The sequence below is a fragment of the Roseicyclus salinarum genome (genome assembly GCF_029624655.1).
GTDB classification, from domain to species: domain Bacteria; phylum Pseudomonadota; class Alphaproteobacteria; order Rhodobacterales; family Rhodobacteraceae; genus Roseibacterium; species Roseibacterium salinarum.
On record NZ_JARRSA010000011.1, the window covers coordinates 45,551 to 61,663 of the forward strand.

The 16,113-nt window shown below is 67.6% G+C and carries 18 protein-coding genes; 9 read left to right on the forward strand and 9 right to left on the reverse strand.

Annotation, left to right across the window (positions count from 1 at the left end; translation table 11 throughout):
• Nucleotides 1-82 precede the first annotated feature (82 nt).
• From P6F26_RS09455 to P6F26_RS09470, 4 genes are all read right to left on the reverse strand, one after another.
• Nucleotides 83-442: a GNAT family N-acetyltransferase gene (locus P6F26_RS09455; protein ID WP_278028438.1), complete on the reverse strand. Its 360-nt coding sequence runs from the start codon at nt 440-442 to the stop codon at nt 83-85.
• The gene (locus P6F26_RS09460; RefSeq protein ID WP_278028439.1) at nt 439-996 is read right to left on the reverse strand and encodes a helix-turn-helix transcriptional regulator; all 558 of its coding nucleotides are present in this window, start codon (nt 994-996) and stop codon (nt 439-441) included. The genes P6F26_RS09455 and P6F26_RS09460 overlap by 4 nt, the downstream gene beginning before the upstream one ends.
• An 88-nt stretch (nt 997-1,084) precedes the next feature.
• Nucleotides 1,085-2,560, reverse strand: a complete 1,476-nt coding sequence (locus tag P6F26_RS09465) for a fused MFS/spermidine synthase (protein WP_278028440.1) — start codon at nt 2,558-2,560, stop codon at nt 1,085-1,087.
• Between the two features lie 273 nt (nt 2,561-2,833).
• Nucleotides 2,834-3,241 (reverse strand): L-rhamnose mutarotase, encoded by a 408-nt coding sequence (locus P6F26_RS09470; RefSeq protein ID WP_278028441.1) that lies wholly within the window; start codon nt 3,239-3,241, stop codon nt 2,834-2,836.
• A gap of 39 nt (nt 3,242-3,280) precedes the next feature.
• On the opposite strand from P6F26_RS09470, the gene P6F26_RS09475 reads away from it, so the two are divergent.
• Entirely contained in the window at nt 3,281-4,792 is a 1,512-nt protein-coding gene (locus P6F26_RS09475) for a UxaA family hydrolase (RefSeq protein WP_278028442.1), read from the forward strand.
• A gap of 17 nt (nt 4,793-4,809) precedes the next feature.
• Here P6F26_RS09475 and P6F26_RS09480 read toward each other — a convergent pair whose 3' ends face one another.
• A complete protein-coding gene (locus tag P6F26_RS09480; protein ID WP_278028443.1) occupies nt 4,810-5,793 on the reverse strand; it encodes an aldo/keto reductase in 984 nt (327 codons plus the stop codon).
• Nucleotides 5,790-6,521: a GntR family transcriptional regulator gene (locus P6F26_RS09485; protein WP_278028444.1), complete on the reverse strand. Its 732-nt coding sequence runs from the start codon at nt 6,519-6,521 to the stop codon at nt 5,790-5,792. The genes P6F26_RS09480 and P6F26_RS09485 overlap by 4 nt, the downstream gene beginning before the upstream one ends.
• 174 nt (nt 6,522-6,695) lie before the next feature.
• On the opposite strand from P6F26_RS09485, the gene P6F26_RS09490 reads away from it, so the two are divergent.
• From P6F26_RS09490 to P6F26_RS09525, 8 genes are all read left to right on the forward strand, one after another.
• Nucleotides 6,696-7,442 carry an SDR family NAD(P)-dependent oxidoreductase gene (locus P6F26_RS09490; protein ID WP_278028445.1) on the forward strand — a complete coding sequence of 249 codons (747 nt, stop codon included), beginning with the start codon at nt 6,696-6,698 and terminating at the stop codon, nt 7,440-7,442.
• Nucleotides 7,443-7,455: 13 nt separating this feature from the next.
• A complete protein-coding gene (locus tag P6F26_RS09495) occupies nt 7,456-8,301 on the forward strand; it encodes a fumarylacetoacetate hydrolase family protein (RefSeq protein ID WP_278028446.1) in 846 nt (281 codons plus the stop codon).
• An 81-nt stretch (nt 8,302-8,382) separates the two neighbouring features.
• Nucleotides 8,383-8,517: a hypothetical protein gene (locus tag P6F26_RS09500; RefSeq protein ID WP_278028447.1), complete on the forward strand. Its 135-nt coding sequence runs from the start codon at nt 8,383-8,385 to the stop codon at nt 8,515-8,517.
• 135 nt (nt 8,518-8,652) lie between these two features.
• Nucleotides 8,653-10,125, forward strand: coding sequence for a sugar ABC transporter ATP-binding protein (locus P6F26_RS09505; protein WP_278028448.1), 1,473 nt, complete (start codon nt 8,653-8,655; stop codon nt 10,123-10,125).
• Entirely contained in the window at nt 10,122-11,120 is a 999-nt protein-coding gene (locus P6F26_RS09510) for an ABC transporter permease (RefSeq protein WP_278028449.1), read from the forward strand. The genes P6F26_RS09505 and P6F26_RS09510 overlap by 4 nt, the downstream gene beginning before the upstream one ends.
• Complete coding sequence (locus P6F26_RS09515) at nt 11,120-12,082, forward strand: ABC transporter permease (RefSeq protein WP_278028450.1); 963 nt, start codon at nt 11,120-11,122, stop codon at nt 12,080-12,082. The genes P6F26_RS09510 and P6F26_RS09515 overlap by 1 nt, the downstream gene beginning before the upstream one ends.
• Nucleotides 12,083-12,115: 33 nt before the next feature.
• Entirely contained in the window at nt 12,116-13,045 is a 930-nt protein-coding gene (locus P6F26_RS09520; RefSeq protein ID WP_278028451.1) for a sugar ABC transporter substrate-binding protein, read from the forward strand.
• 612 nt (nt 13,046-13,657) lie between these two features.
• Nucleotides 13,658-13,825: a Cif family virulence factor gene (locus P6F26_RS09525; RefSeq protein WP_278028452.1), complete on the forward strand. Its 168-nt coding sequence runs from the start codon at nt 13,658-13,660 to the stop codon at nt 13,823-13,825.
• Between the two features lie 269 nt (nt 13,826-14,094).
• Here P6F26_RS09525 and P6F26_RS09530 read toward each other — a convergent pair whose 3' ends face one another.
• The 3 genes from P6F26_RS09530 to P6F26_RS09540 are packed head-to-tail and all read right to left on the reverse strand — an operon-like array spanning nt 14,095 to nt 16,099.
• Nucleotides 14,095-14,922, reverse strand: a complete 828-nt coding sequence (locus tag P6F26_RS09530) for a RibD family protein (protein ID WP_278028453.1) — start codon at nt 14,920-14,922, stop codon at nt 14,095-14,097.
• A complete protein-coding gene (locus P6F26_RS09535) occupies nt 14,909-15,700 on the reverse strand; it encodes a class I SAM-dependent methyltransferase (protein ID WP_278028454.1) in 792 nt (263 codons plus the stop codon). The genes P6F26_RS09530 and P6F26_RS09535 overlap by 14 nt, the downstream gene beginning before the upstream one ends.
• Nucleotides 15,701-15,703: 3 nt before the next feature.
• Nucleotides 15,704-16,099, reverse strand: a complete 396-nt coding sequence (locus P6F26_RS09540) for a 6-pyruvoyl trahydropterin synthase family protein (protein ID WP_278028455.1) — start codon at nt 16,097-16,099, stop codon at nt 15,704-15,706.
• Between the last annotated feature and the right edge of the window lie 14 nt (nt 16,100-16,113).

Here is a 16,113-nt window from a genome sequence, read left to right on the forward strand (position 1 = left end):
CGACCGCGGCATAGAGCCTTTCGGAAACATCGCCAGTGCGCGTGTCCAGGGTGACGAGCGTCTTCCCGGCGGATCGTGCGGCTTAGAACGCGCACCGCAGCAGCCCCTTGCCAATCCCGCGTCGACGATGGTCGGGATGCACGATCATCTTCGAGATCTCGGCCCTGTGAGGTTGATTGGGCGGCATGGCGACCACCAGTTGCACGGTCCCGACGATCTTGCCTTCCACGATCGCTCCGAAAAGGAGCCGGGCCCCGTTCCCGAGGGCCGCCTTGACATCCCTTGACCAGAACCGCTCTGCGTCGGCACGTCCCAATGGCGCCAGGAAGCTCACCGCTGCGCCGTCCGCGACCGTTTCGGTCAACACGTGACACAGATCGTCCGCGTAGCGCTCCAGCGTGTCCCGATCCATCTGGATGATTTCGAAGATCGGCGTGTTCATCGCAGCGCTATCACGTATTTGCAGGGGGATCGGCCTGTCCTGAACACGGTCTCCCCGAACAGGACATACCTGAGGCAATCGCCCGGCGAGAGGGCATGGGATTGCCCCTCGGCGGTCACCTCGAGCTTGCCGGACAACAGGTAAAGGTGATGTTCCTGGCCGGGCACGGCCGGGGCCGCGTATCGGATCGTCTGCTCCGGGCCCAGATCACACTCGATCAGCTCCAGCGAGAGTTGACCGTTCGACGGCGAAACGCTTCGTCGGACGAAGGCATTCCGCTCGTCCCTCCAAACAAGCTGCTGATCCCGTTTCACGACAGGCTGATAATCCTGCTCCAGCGGGGCGAGCAGTCGCGAAATCGGCAAGGCATAGACGGCGGCAAGGCGCCCGAGCGTCTCCGCGGTCGGGCTCGTGTCTGCGTTCTCGATGCGCGAAAGCGTGGCTTTGCTGACGCCGCTTCGCTCCGCGACGGCGGCGAGTGTGAGACCGCGCGCTTCGCGAAGTGCGCGCATGTGCTCGGCCAGACGCGGGGTGGTGGAGAGGGGGTGATTCATATTTGGGAAATATCCCATATATGCAAATCGCGTCAATGCGCCTTCCGTTCCGGAACATCGTTTCCGACAGGCGGCACCGGCATCCAGATCACCGATACCCAACCCAACCGCGATCGTCGGTGAACGCGCGGCCCGGCGGGATCTGCGCCCACTCGTAGTCGCCGGGCAGCGTCGGCAAGGGGTCCAGCGGTCGGGAGGATGCGGCGATCACGACGTTTCCGGTCCCGAGATCGCTGAGCGGGCCGCGAACCGAAAGGACATGCGAATAGAGGCTTGTGAGGATCGCATGGGTCCCGCGCGCCAGCGGACCGTCCGGCCGGTCGATCAGGTTGACGTAGACCGGTCCATCCGCAATCCGTTGCACCTGCCGGAAGGTCTCGAGCGTCACGAGGTGGGCGGGCACCGACGCCGACGAGAAGGCGTCCATGACGACCGCGTCGAACCGCAGGCCGGTCTCGTTAAGATAGACCCGGCCATCCTCGTGGACGATGCCGAGACGGCCCGGCTGCGGCCCCTCCGCGGAGGCGTCGTAGCCCGCCCTCCCGATCATCTGGCCGGCCCATGGCAGGTGCCGCTCCACCACCTCCGTGATCAAGGGATCGATCTCCACGGCAATGGCGGTGGCACCGGGCCGCGACGACAGAAGCTGTGTCGGCAGGGTGTAGCCGCCCCCGCCGATGAAGAGCACGCTCGGCGCGGGGCCGAGATCCTCATCCATGCGCGCCCAGATCCACGCCGCATAGGGCAGAACCAGCCTCTCCGCCGCCTCCGCCGGGGCGTCGTTTGCCATCACGCGCTCGGCGGCCTGACTGGTCCTGTCGGAATAAAGATGGACCGCGTCCCCGCTTCGGCCCACGTCGATGCAGGAGAGACCGGACTCGTAGCGGCAGACAGGTCCGAGCGCCGCGCTGCCAACCACGAAGAAGGCGACCGGCAGAAGCGGCGCAAGGGACCCGCCGCCGGCGTCCCCGTTGCCCGGACCGCTCCCGTCGCCGTCGCGCACGAACGGCACGCACAGCAGGACCAGCGCCGCGCATGCGGCAAAGGTGGCGGCGGATCCGGCCAGCGGCAGTGCGACGAAACCGGCGAGGATCGCGCCCAGGATCGCGCCGACCGACCCCGCCGCGAGGACCATGCCCAGCGAGGAGCCTTCGCGGCCCGGACGCGCTTCCACGGCAAGCGTCGCGAGCAGCGGCGATGGCGCGCTGATCAGCACGGAGGCCGGGAAGAAGGCGAGGAACACGGCCAGAAGCATGCCGCCCGTGCCGCGCGCGCCCCACGAATAGACAAGCCCGAGGACGGTTGGGGACAGGGCCGCCAGCACTACCGTGACGACAAGTGCCGCGCGCACGTTCCGCAGGGCCGTCCGCCTCTCGCGCTCGGCGATGAACCCACCAAGCGCGTTCCCGAGCGCGAAGCCAGCCAGAACGGTGGCGATCACCGCCGTCCAGGTCAGAAGCGACGTCCCGAAGAAGGGCGCGAGGACGCGGCCGGCGGCGATCTCGTAGGTCAGCCCCGTGGCCGACAGCAGCGTTATCAGCGCGATGGCCGTCCGGAAACGCATGTTCAACTCCTCGCCCCATGCCAGTATTTCCCGGCGACCACATAAGCCGCGCGCGCACGATGGCATCCATGATGCCAGACTTATCGTGCGATACGGGATCGGGGCGATGCGTCGGGCAACTGCCCGTAAAGATCCTCGAAGGAAAGCGCCAGGAGCGCCAGGCCTTTGTCCCCGTTCGCCGCCCGGCTCAGCATGGGTGGCAAGTCCGGCTTGCCCCCGTCGGCTTCCGTAGAGTGCGTCTCAGGGTGTGCATCGAATGGCGGACGCGACGGATCAGAGGTGAAGAAACACCGGTTCCATCGGCGCCCACCACTCACCATCGGCACGCGTGTCGAGCGGCTGCTGCAGCGGCTCGCAGATCGTCCACCACTCCTGCATGGCCGGAACGCGGCTCAATGCCTCCATGTCGGCTGCGAAATCGTTCCCGACATATTCCCAGTAGGCGAACAGCAGATTCTCGGGTTCGCGCAGGAAGATGCTGTAATTCCTGATATTGGCGGAGGTGATGGTCGCGAGAACCTCGTCCCATACCTCTGCGTGAAGCTCCTTGTAGTGTTCGACCGTGCCGGGCTTCAACGCCAGGACGTGACCCATCCGCTGCATGATCTTCCCTTCCGCGCCGTTCGGCCGCGATGGCGCCATTGACGCCGCCAGCTGATATATTAATATGACAGCGACCATGAAGCGTCAATCCCGACGCCAGGCGGATGAGGGGGCCCAGTGCGCTACGTCAAGCTCGACGATACCGACAACGTGGTCGTCGCCATCGAAAGCCTGGTCGAGGGCGAAGAGGTGCTCGGCATCCCGGTCCGGGCGCGCATCCCGAGGGGTCACAAGATGGCCGTCAGCGGTGTCGCGAAAGGCGACCCGTTCCGAAAATACGGCCAGATCATCGGCTTCGCGTCAGAGGATGTCGCACCCGGAGAGTGGGTCCACGACCACAATCTCAGGGTCGAGGATTTCGAGCGACTGGCGATGGCAGCCAATCCGACGCCCGCATCCATCCGGCATCCCGAAGCCGCGCCGGGCCGGTCCTTCGACGGCTTTCATCGCCCGAACGGAAGGGTCGGCACGCGCAACTACATCGCGATCCTGACATCGGTGAACTGCGCCGCCTCGGCCGCCCGCTTCATCGCTGACGAGGTCACGCGCTCGGGCGCCCTGTCCGCGTTCCCCAATGTCGACGGCGTCATCGCGCTCGTCCACGGGACTGGCTGCGGCCTCGACGTGAACGGTGCAGCACATGACGTCCTTCGGCGAACTCAATGGGGTTACGCGACAAATCCAAATGTCGGCGGCGTCCTCATGGTCGGCCTCGGCTGCGAGGTATTCCAGATCCGGCGCTGGATGGACGCCTATGGCATCGAGGAAAGCGACATCTTCCGGTCGCTGACGATCCAGGGCAGCGGCGGCACGCGCCGGACGGTGGAACAGGGCGTGGTGGCGGTGCGCGAGATGCTGCCGGCCGTAAACGCCATCGAACGGCGACCTGCGCCGGTGGCCGAGCTGACGCTTGCCCTGCAATGCGGCGGATCGGACGGCTATTCGGGGATCACCGCCAACCCGGCCCTTGGCGTGGCCGTCGACATGCTGGTGGCGGCGGGCGGCACGGCGATCCTGTCGGAAACGCCCGAGATATACGGCGCCGAGCATCTCCTGATGGCACGGGCCGCCTCGCCCGACGTCGCGGAAAAGCTGGCCGAGCGGGTGCGCTGGTGGGAGGACTACACGCGCCGCCACGACATGCAGATGAACAACAATCCGTCGCCCGGCAACAAGGCGGGCGGTCTGTCCAGCATCGTCGAGAAGTCGCTTGGGGCGGCTGCGAAGGGCGGGTCGAGCACGCTGATGGCGGTCTACCACTACGCCGATCCGGTGACGGAGCGCGGCCTGGTCTTCATGGATACGCCCGGCTACGATCCGGTTTCGGCGACGGGCCAGGTGGCCGGCGGGGCGAATGTGATGTGCTTCACGACCGGCCGCGGATCGGCCTTCGGCGGCAAACCCACACCTTCGCTCAAGCTTGCCTCAAACAGCCCGCTGTTCGCATCGATGGCCGACGACATGGACATCAACTGCGGCGACGTGCTGGACGGCGTGTCCCTGCACGACAAGGGCGCGGAGATCTTCGAGCATATCGTCGCCACGGCATCCGGGGCGCGAACGAAGTCCGAGCTTCTGGGCTATGGCGATTACGAATTCGTCCCCTGGTCGCTCGGCGCGACGATGTAGACGGCCCGAGCCGGAAGCTAGACGGCTTCGAGCAGCGGCCACAGCTCCTCCGGGATGGTCATTCCGGACCAGCCAGAGGCCTCTGCAACGTCGCGCGCCGTGCGGGCGCCGACGAGAACCGAGGTCACGCCCGGATTGCGGCGCGGGAATTGCACGGCCGCAGCCCCGAGCGGCACCCCGAATTCGGCGCAAAGCCGAGACATCTCGGAGACGCGCGCGCGGATATCGGGCGGAGCGTCGACATAGTCGAACTTCGCCGGGCCGCCCGCCAGGATGCCGGAATTGAAAACGCCGCCGATCACGATGCCGACGCCGCGGGCTTGGGCCATCGCAATCAAGGGCTCCGCCTGCCGGTCGAGGAGCGAATATCGCCCGGCGATGAGGCAGCAGTCGAGATCGGCCTCCTGCATCGCGTCCTTCGCCACGGCGGTCTCGTTCACCCCGAGGCCGAAGCCCCGGATCAGTCCGGCATCGCGCAACTCGGTCAACGCGCGGAAGCCGCCCGTGGTCAGGTCGCGCCAATGGAGGTCGTGCCGGTCGCCATGGGTCAGCCGCCCGATATCGTGGACGAAGAGCAGGTCGATTTCCGGCAGGCCCAAACGTTGCTGGCTGTCGTCGAAGCTGCGCAGGATGCCGTCGTAGCTGTAGTCGAAGATCTCGCGGAACTTCAGCCCGTTGCGCCAGCCGGTGTCGAACGGGTTGCGTGGCGGCTCGGGCGGCAGCTCGCGTCCCGGCCGGGACCGCGCCAGCAACCGTCCAACCTTGGTGCTGAGACGCACCGTCGTGCCCTTGGGCGCCAGCTCGCGCAGGTAGTGGCCGACAAGATGCTCCGCCCGGCCAAGGCCATACATCGGGGCGACGTCGAAATAGCCGATCCCCGCCTCCACCGCGGCCCCGAGCGTGGCCAGCGCGTCCTCGACGGACACCGCCGAGTAGAGCCCGCCGAACGCCGCCGCGCCGAGACCGAGTGGCGGGAGGTCCCGCCCCGGCCGGTCGGTCACGGGTCGACCTCGGCGTCCCGGGCGTCGAGATAGGCGAAGGTGTTCGACATTGACGTCTCCAGATGGTCGCGCATGGCCGCGTCGGCCGCCTCGGCATCGTGACGCCGCAGCGCCGCTATGATCGCGCGGTGCTGGTCGATCGTCTGGAGGCCTGCGCCGGGGGACGGCAGCGACAGCATGCGACAGCGGTCCATCTGCGCCTTGGAGATATCGATGACCTTCCAGATCATGTCGAGCCGGTTCACCTCGGCAATGCCGCGGTGAAAGGCGTCGTCCTGCCGGATGGCGGTGTCGAACCGGGACCGACTGATGGCGAGTTCCTGCGCCGCGACGCAATCCTCGAGCCCCTCGATCTGCTCCTCCGTGATCGACCGGGCGGCGCGCCGGACGCTTTCGCGTTCAAGCGCGATTCGGATCAGATAGGCCTGTTCCACCTGCCGCCGGCTGATCCCGGCGACGAAGGTGCCGTTCTGCGCGAAGACCTCCACCAGCCCCTCGTCGCTGATCTGTTTCACCGCCTCGCGCACGGGCGTGCGGGACGTCCCGAGGCGCATGGCGATATCGACCTCGTTGACGGGGGCGAGCGGTTGCAGTCGGCCGGACACGATGGCCTCGCGCAGGAGGGCGTAGGCCTGATCCCGCAGCGGCCGCCCACGCTCGATCTTTTGCTCGGCCAGGAACTTCGCGAACGGATCCTCATCGCTCGTCGGTGGCAATCGCGTCGCCATGATACGCCTCCCTCCCGCACCATTGCGCGGCAATCCGGTGATCACCTGCCCGGCTCATTTTCTCTCTTGCAGCTTTCGGGCCAGTCTGAAAACTATTATATTAGTGTTACAGGCGCTGCAAGATGGTTCGCCCTTCCGGTCGACTTACTGCTGCGCCGGATTAGGGGAGGCAAGATGAACGTGATCGATCTCGAGGGCCAACGTGCGGTCGTTACCGGCGCCGCACAGGGGATCGGCTATGCGATCGCCGAGCGCCTGCTCGCGTCCGGAGCGACCGTCAGCCTCTGGGACCGAAGCGCCGACGGCCTGGAGAACGCGCGCAGACAGCTTGGCGGGGACGTCAGGACCGTGCAGGTCGACATCACCGATCCCGAGAACGTGGTTGCCGCACACGCCGAGACCGAAGCCGCACTCGGCCCGGTGTCGATCGTGGTCAATTCAGCCGGGATCGCCGGGCCGAACGCGCCGCTGGCCGATTATGCGCTGAAGGACTGGCGCGACGTCATCGAGGTCAACCTGAACGGAACATTCCACGTAAATCGCGCGGTCGTGCCGTCGATGATCGCGCAGGGCTATGGTCGCATCGTCAACATCGCCTCGGTCGCCGGCAAGGAAGGCAATCCGAACGCCTCGGCCTATTCGGCGTCGAAGGCGGGTGTGATCGGTCTTACGAAGTCGCTGGGCAAGGAACTCGCCGGCTACGACATCGCCGTGAATTGCGTGACGCCGGCCGCCGCGCGGACGCCGATCTTCGCCCAGATGAGCGAGGAGCATATCGCCTACATGCTGTCGAAGATCCCCCGCGCGCGCTTCCTCGAGGTTGACGAGGCCGCAGCGATGATCGCCTGGCTGGTGTCGCGCGAGAACAGCTTTACGACCGCCTCGGTTTTCGACCTCTCCGGCGGGCGCGCAACATACTGAAGGATCCAGACCGATGAAACTTCTGCGCGTGGGGCCGGCAGGCAAGGAACGCCCCGCCCTTCTCGACGAGACCGGCAGCATCCGGGACCTGTCCGGCGTGATCGGGGATCTGAGCGGCGACGCCCTGTCGCCAGACAGCCTTGCGCGCCTCTCGGCAATCGCGCCCGAGAGCTTGCCGATTGTCCCGGGCCAACCGCGGATCGGGCCATGCGTCGCCGGTTGCGGCAAGTTCATCTGCATCGGCCTGAACTATTCCGACCATGCCGCCGAGTCCGGCATGGAGGTGCCGCCGGAGCCCGTGGTCTTCCTCAAGGCGACTTCCTCCATCGTCGGGCCCGATGACGACATCGAGATACCGCGGGGCGGCGAAAAGACCGACTGGGAGGTGGAGCTTGGCATCGTCATCGGATCCGTCGCCAAGCATGTCGACGAGGCCGACGCCCTGTCCCATGTGGCGGGCTACTGCACGATCAATGACGTCTCGGAACGCGCCTTCCAGATCGAGCGTGCGGGCCAGTGGACCAAGGGCAAGAGCTGCGACACGTTCGGCCCGGTCGGCCCCTGGCTCGTCACGACGGACGAGGTGCCGGACCCGCAGGCGCTGCGGCTGTGGCTGACGGTCAACGGCGAGACGATGCAGGACGGGTCGACCGCCACCATGGTCTACGGGGCGGCGTTCCTCGTATCCTACTTGTCCCGGTTCATGACGCTCCATCCCGGAGACATCATTTCGACAGGAACGCCGCCGGGCGTGGGGATGGGGATGAAGCCGCAGCGATGGCTCGCGCCAGGCGATGTGGTGGAACTCGAGGTCGAGGGCCTTGGACGCCAGCGCCAGACGGTCCGGGCGGCCGTCTGAGCGCGCCCGCCCCCCCGGTCGTCGACGCCCCCCCTTGGCTGGCGTCCGGCGCGCGGCGATTGACACCGGATGCGCGCAGGCATGGGCCTGCCGCTTGAATGCCACTGGCTGACGGGCGATCTCGTCCCGGTCCCGCGCGACGATGCGGTTGATGCCGAAGACCTTGCCGCGGCCTTCGGCGCAAGGGCGACGCTCCTCCATACGGCCGAAATCTGACCGTGCGAACGCTGCCGAACTTATGTTGCCAATACTAATATATTAGAGTAACAATGGCGGAGGCACTTCGGAAAACGTGCCAATGATCCGCGACGTGGGAGGCGAAAGATGGGTCGGGAAGCTTGCGCCTTGCGCATGTCTGGTATCAGCAAGTCCTTCCCGGGCGTCCGCGCGCTGAACAAGGTCGACTTTGCCGTGGAATACGGCCGCGTCCACGCGATCGTGGGCGAGAACGGTGCGGGCAAGTCCACGCTCATGAAGATCGTCAGCGGCGTCCATCCCCCGTCGTCGGGCAAGATCGAGATCGACGGCCGCGAGGTCGCCTTGCGCAGGCCCGCCGATGCGCAGCGCCACGGCCTGAGGATGGTGCACCAGGAGATCAGCCTCGCCCCCGACCTGACCGTCGCGGAAAACGTCTTTCTCGGGCGGACGCCTCGCCGCGGGCCCTTCGTCGATACCGCCCGCATGGTCCGCGCGACGGCGGAACGGCTGGCCGAGATCGGCGCCGCCATCGACCCGTCCGCGCGGGTGGGCGATCTGACAATCGGCCAGCAACAGCTTGTGGAGATCACGCGCGCCTATTCCGCAGATCCCCGGATCATCGTGCTGGACGAACCGACCTCGAGCCTGAGCGAGATCGAGGCCACGGCGCTTCTTGGTATCCTGCGACGCCTGCGCGACCGCGGCATCGCCATAGTCTATATCAGCCACCGCCTGCAGGAAGTCCTCGATATCGCCAACGACGTCTCGATCCTGCGCGACGGCGAGATGGTCGAGACCCGTCCGGCCGAGGCCTTCGACCCGCAGTCCATGATCCGCCTGATGGTCGGCCGGGACGTCTCGAACGTCTTCCCGAAAATTCCCGCGCGTGTCGGCGACCCCGTGCTTCGGGTGGACGGGCTTGGTGACGGCGCACGCTTCAGCGACATCGGGTTCGAGGTTCGCGCAGGTGAGATCCTCGGCATCACCGGACTGGTCGGCGCAGGCCGGACAGAACTCGCCCGCGCGATATTCGGTCTCGCGCCGATCACCAGCGGGCGGATCGAGATCGACGGTCGCGAGGTCCGGATCGGCTCTCCTTCCGCCGCCATCGCCGCCGGCATCGCCTACGTGCCCGAGGACCGGAAGGGCGAGGGACTGGTGCCCGCGATGAGCGTGCGCGACACCATCAGCCTCGCCGTCCTGCGCTCGATCTCGAGGCTCGGGTTTATCCGAAGGTCGGAAGACCGCAACCTCGCCAGCCGCTATGTCGGCACGCTCGGCGTCGTGCCGACCGATCCCGAGCGGCAAGTTCGCCTTCTGTCAGGCGGGAACCAGCAGAAGGCGGTGATCGGGCGCTGGCTGGCAGCGCGTCCCCGCGTCCTCATCCTCGACGAACCGACGCGGGGCGTCGATGTCGCCGCGAAGGCGGAAATTCACCGGATCATCGGAGAGCTTGTCGCGGACGGCATGGCGGTCGTGATGATCTCGTCCGAACTGCCCGAAGTGATGGGCGTGAGCGACCGTGTCCTGATCATGCGGGAAGGCGTGGCCATGGCGACGCTGCCACGCGAGGCACTGGCCGAGGAACTCATCATGGCCCATGCGACCGGGCAGCACGCGGCATGAGTGACGGTGTGGTTCAAGGTTCGTCCAAATCCGCCGCAGGCCGCTTCGCCGCCCAGGGCAGATGGGCCTCGATGCTGGCGCGGGCGGGCCTCCTTCTGGCCATTGGGCTGCTGCTGGTCATCGGCACACTCGTCAATCCCGCCTTCCTGAGCGTCGGCAATTTCGTGAACGTCTTCACGTCGATGGCCATCGTCGGGATCGTCGTCGTGGGCATGACCTTCGTCCTCGTCGTGGGCGGGCTTGCCGATCTCTCGGTGCCTGCGACCATTGCCTGTGGGGCGATCCTGTCGCTCGCGCTGCAACCGCATGTCGGCCCCCTTCCCGCCTTCCTGCTGGCCATCGGCCTGGCCGGCCTGTGCGGATCGGTGAACGGCATCCTGGTCGGCTATCTCAAGGTCAATCCGATCATCGCGACACTCGGCGTCGGCACGATCGTCCTCGGCGTCGTGGAATCGATGGTCGGCGGGGTGATCGTCTACGGCTCGGACCCGGCCTCGGGCGATTTCGTGAAGTCCCGCATCCTCGGCGTGCCGGTGGTCGTCGTCATATTCCTTGTCACGGCCTTCGTGGGGCATCTCGTGCTCTCGCGCAGCATCTGGGGCCGCTGGACCTATGCGGTCGGCGGCAATGCGCGCGCGGCCGCGGCAAGCGCGCTGCCGGTGCGCGCGGTCAAGGCCGGCGCGTTCGTCCTGACAGGGCTCTGCGCGGGCCTGAGCGGCGGGCTGCTCGGGCTGACGCTGCAAAGCGCCCGGCCGATGGTCGGAACCGGATACGAGTTCAGCGCCATCACCGCGGTCGTGGTCGGCGGCATCTCCATCATGGGCGGATCGGGGTCGATCCCGCGGGCCATCGCCGGCCTCTTCTTTGTCCAGTTCCTCACCAACATCATGGTGCTGGGCGGCATCCGCACGCCGGTTCAGGGCTTCATCCTGGGCCTCCTCATCATCGTCGCGGTCGCAGTCGATCTGGCGCTGCGCCGCCGCGGAGGCGCGTGATGGCCTGGGGTTCGTTCCTGATGCGAAACCGGATCGCCGTGATCCTCGCCCTGACGGTCGGCATCGCGACGGCAATCGTGCCGGGCTTCGCAAGCCTCACGACGCTCAGCCTCGCGGTCGACCGGGGCGCAGCGATGGGGATCGTGGCGGTCGGCCTGACCGTTCTCCTGATCGCCGGCAAGATCGATCTCTCGGTCGGGTCGGTCTTCGCCGTATCCGGCATCGTCGCCATCCAGCTCCAACCAGCCCTCGGGCTCTGGCCCGCGGCCATCGTCGGCGTGCTGGCGGGAATGCTGTGCGGCGCGATCAACGGCTTCGTCACGGTCCAGCTGAAGGTCAATGCCCTCGTCGCCACGCTGGCCACGATGCTCATGTTCCGGGCCGTGGCGCATTGGCTGACGGACAGCCAGCCGCTGGCAGGCGGACACATCATGTTCTCGATCGAGCTTAGCCGCATCTATCTCGATCTCTTCACGGCGCGCAGCGCGCTTTTCCTGCTGCTCGTCCTCGCCTTGCATGTCTGGCTGAGCCGCACCGTTGGCGGCCGCAATCTCTATGCCGTCGGATCGAACTCCGAGGCGGCCGAGGCGAGCGGCCTGCCGGTCGACCGGATCGTGTTCCTGGGCTTCATTTTCGCCGGCGGCATGGCCGGCCTCGCCGGCGTGCTCCAGGCGCTGGCGACCAACACTGGCTCACCTGTCTTCGGCGCCGAGATGACCGTCGCAGTGATCGCGGCCGTCGTCGTCGGCGGCACGCGGATCGAGGGTGGCCGCGGCTCGGCGCTCGGGACGCTCGGCGGCGTCCTGACGATCGCCGCGCTCACGACCGCAATGGAGTTCCAGTCCGTGCCGGCCTACTTCCAGCGCATCGTCGCCGGACTGATCCTGATCCTGATCGTGGTGCTCGACCGCAACGTCGCCGCGCCGCCCCGCGGATCTCCGCAGGCACATCCTGCGGAATGACCCATCCATGCAAAGGAGGATAACATGGCACGATTGAAAGACACGACGCTGGCCATCGGTGCGGCGCTCGCCGCGCTGATACCGGCGGCCGCCTCGGCGCAGACCGTGTGCTACGTCACGGCCGCCGACGCGCACGCCTACGTAACGCCGGCGAACGAGGCGATCGCCGCCAGGTCCGCGGAACTGGGGATCGAGATTCTCAGCCTGAGCCAGAACTTCGATGTCCAGACCGGGGTGGAGCAGCTCGGCACGTGCATCGCGCGCGATGTGGACGGCATCATCCTCTGGCCGCTCGACCCGCAGGCCTATATCCCGGCGCTCGCGCGGGCGCAGGCGGCTGGTATTCCGGCCATCCTCATCAACTCGCCCATGAACGAGGAAGCGGACGCGTTCATCGTGTCCTTCACCGGTCCGGACGTCTACGAGGAAGGCGAGATGGCCGCGGATTCGCTCAATGAGGCGATGGGTGGCGCGGGCTCGATCGTCATCATCGCCGGCCAGGCCGGCAACGGGACGACCATCGGCCGGGTCAGCGGGTTCGAGGACCGGCTCGCCGAGATTGGCAGCGAGATCGAGGTGCTGGCGACGGTGAACGCCGATTTCGACCAGCAGCGGGCGCTCGTCGCGAGCCGCGATCTCATCACGCGCTTCGGCGACGGGATTCAGGGCGTCTACGCCAATGACGATACGATGGCGCGCGGCTTCATCGATGCGTGGCGCGAGGCGTATGGCGACGCGCCGACCCCGCCCATCGTCGGCATCAACGGGCAACGCGATGCATTCGAGTCGATCCGTTCGGGCGAGATGTATTCGACCATCGTCCAGTCGCCGATAGAGGACGGGCTTCTCGCCATCAACACCATCGCCGCGGTGATCGCCGGCGAAGAGGTCGCGGCCCGGTTGCCGATCCCGCTGACCGTGGTCACGAGCGAAAACGTCGACAGCGAAGAACCGGCGTTCTGAGACTTTCCGATCCCCGGCCTACGGGTCGGGGGTCGCCATTCCTGACTGGCGCTGATGGGTTGATGTCGGACGCATCCGAACCGGCCCCAGCCGGGACGATGCCCCCTCCCCTTATGCTGTACGAAGTCCGCACCACTCGGCAAGACCGGGGTGCCGTCTGCATACGGCACCGTTACAACGCAGCCCTCTCGCCTGGCGTCCGGGTGACGGGCTTTTCCAGAACCTCGCCATCGGTCATGCCCCGCGGTCGGCCCGGGACAACCTCAGGTCCCGGACGACGGATGATCGGGCAGGAGCGGAACCGCCCGCAGATTGCCCCCAGCCGGGCGCGAAGACTGGCGCCTGGACGGGCATGGCGATCCTGGGAACTCGCAAAACCACGGGAACGCAACAACAGTGGTGCCCGGCGACGGGGCCCCGCCCTCCGTTGTGCGGCCCGAACTCTTCGCCTTCCCGCAATGACCATCGGCAATGCGCGATGGGTTGCGTCCGCAACTATTGGCACGGGAACATCTAAAGGGAGTGCCGAAGTCATGAAAAGCACGAGGACCAATCTGGCCCGCCACCTTTGCGCTCGGCACGCCCGAGCGGTTCCAGGACGCGCCGACGTCCATGGAAGTGAACTCGGAAGAGATCGTCATTGCCGATGGCTGGGCCTACTCCCACGGTACGTTCACGGTCGATGAGGCTGTCGAAGGGAAGTTCCTCACGATATTCCGCCGGCATGATGACGGAAAGTGGCGCATCTACCGCGACGCCTTCAACATGAACGCGCAGTAGGGCCGTCGGCACCGAACCGGTCTCGGCCATGACGGTAGAACCGCCGCTTGCCCCGCACAAAGACCGCGCCGCTCGGACAGGGTGGCGGTTCGGTACGGGCCGAGAGGATCACACCGATTGCGGACCGTCTCGCGATCCGTTTGACCGTGGAACCCCGCGTCAACGCCGCGGCCTCCGCGCGCCCGAAAGCCGGGTGAAGCCAGACATCTCCACCGTTCTCTTCCGGTCGGTGACCCGCGAGACCGGACGGAGATCGGCTGGTCCCGACCCTAGATGCCTCGGGTGCTCGCTTGCTGTGCATGCAGGGCCTCGGTCGCCCTGGCCGCATCGGGGCCGAGGCCGCAATCGAACACCGTGTCGGACCCCAGCGAGAACACCCGCATCTCCGGCCGGACCGCGTCGGCGAGGCTGTCGGTCGGATGCCGCAAGGTGAGGCCCTGAGGCCCTCCCCCGATCAGGAGCGGCGCGATGGCAACCTGCAGCCGCGTCAGAAGGCCCGCCTCGAGGAAGCTCGCGATGGTGATGCCGCCGCCTTCGATCATGAGGCTCTCAAGGCCCTCGGCCCGCAGGGCCTCGGCGATTTCGCGTGGGTCGAGCCGTCCGTCCTGCGGCTCAAGCCGGATCACCGTGACGCCCTCTGGGCGCGGCCGGTCGACCGATTGCACCACGAAGCGCCGCGCGCCGTCGGCGGCCAGGGCGGGCGCGTCATCAGGCAGCCGGCCGCGCGGATCGATGACCACCCGCGCGGGGTTCTGCCCGGTGCAGAGCCGCACGGTCAGGCGGGACTGGTCGTGCAAAGCCGTCCGGACCCCGATCACCACGGCGTCGACCAACGCTCGCATCCGGTGCAGGTGCGCGAGCCCGTCCGGCCCCGAGACGTCGCGCGCGTCGCCCGTCACCGTGGCGACGCGCCCGTCCAGCGACTGGCCGATCTGCGCCACCGTGCCCGGCCCGACATCGCGCCGTGCGAGGGGCCCGTAAAGGTCGAGGGCCGCGCGCTCGCCGGGGCTCCAACGGCCGCAACAGGTACAGGCGAGCCCCTGCCGCACGGCCAGAAGCCGTTTCCAGACGCGGGGCGTGACGTCAACGAAGGACATGGGCGGCCTCGCTCGGCTGGCGGGGGGGAAGGGCAAGCAGATCGAGGTGCCCGATCAGGCAGGTCGAGCGGTCGGCGCCGGCGTCGCGGGCGCGGCCCCAGGCCTCGGCCTCAGCGGCACCGGCCCCTGCGGCCGCCTCGGCGATGCCCCGGGTCAGTTCGCGCTGCAGCGCCGCCATGCCGGGGTCGAGCCGCCACGGGCTGGAGGCCGTCTCGACGCTGAAGCCGGCCGCGGCGAGCACCGTCGCCGCCCGCTCCGCGGCGTCGGGGCCAAGCGCGGGGCCAAGACCCTTGTCGCCGTGCTGATGACGGTTGAAGGCGTCCGTCACGGCGCCGTCACGCGGGTCTTCCGGTGTCCACGACATCTGCCCATCATAACTGAGCGCCGCGTAGAACGGCACCCCCCGCAGCCGGCGCGCCAGTCCCTCGACCCAGGCCAGCGGCACGAGGTCGAGCAGCGCCGAGGCGGTCACCAGCGTGGCGCCGTCCAGCGGCAGCGCGTCAAGATCGGCGAGGTCGGCCTGCACCACCTCCACCCCCGGTCCCGCCGTCGCGGCGGCAAGGTCGAGCAGGTCCGCGTCATTGTCGACGAAGCGCCAGCGCGCGCCCGCCGGCAGGAGCGGCGCAAGCGCCCGCCAGGTCGCGCCAGTGCCGCAGCCGAGATCGACGACCAGCGGCGCGGGTCCCGCCGCCGCTGCCGCCCGCAGCGCAAGCGCGCCGTCACGCGCCGCCCGGTCGGCGGGGTCGCGCAGGGCCAGCCAGTCGGCGGAAAAGCCCATGGCTCAGACCTCCGCCTCGTACCAGGCGCGGGCGACGTGGCTTTCGTGGAGCGTGATGCGAAGCTTCTTCACCCGGCCGCCATCGCCCAGCTTGCCGGCGCGGACCCGCTCGGCCATGGCGGCGAAGATGTGGCCGCAGAGGAATTCGGTCGTGGTGAACTTGCCCTCGAACTCCGGCACCTCGTCGAGGTTCTTGTAGCGCAAGGGGGCCAGCGTCTCGGCCAGCGCCTCGGTCGCCAGCCCGATGTCCACCACGAGGCCATGCTCGTCGATGTTGTCGGTGAAGAAGGCCGCGTCGACCGTGAAGGTCGCGCCGTGCAGGCCTTGCGCGGGGCCGAAGACGGGCGATGGCAGGGAATGACCGATCATGATGTGATCGCGGACTTCGACGGCGAACATGGTGTCTCCTTGGG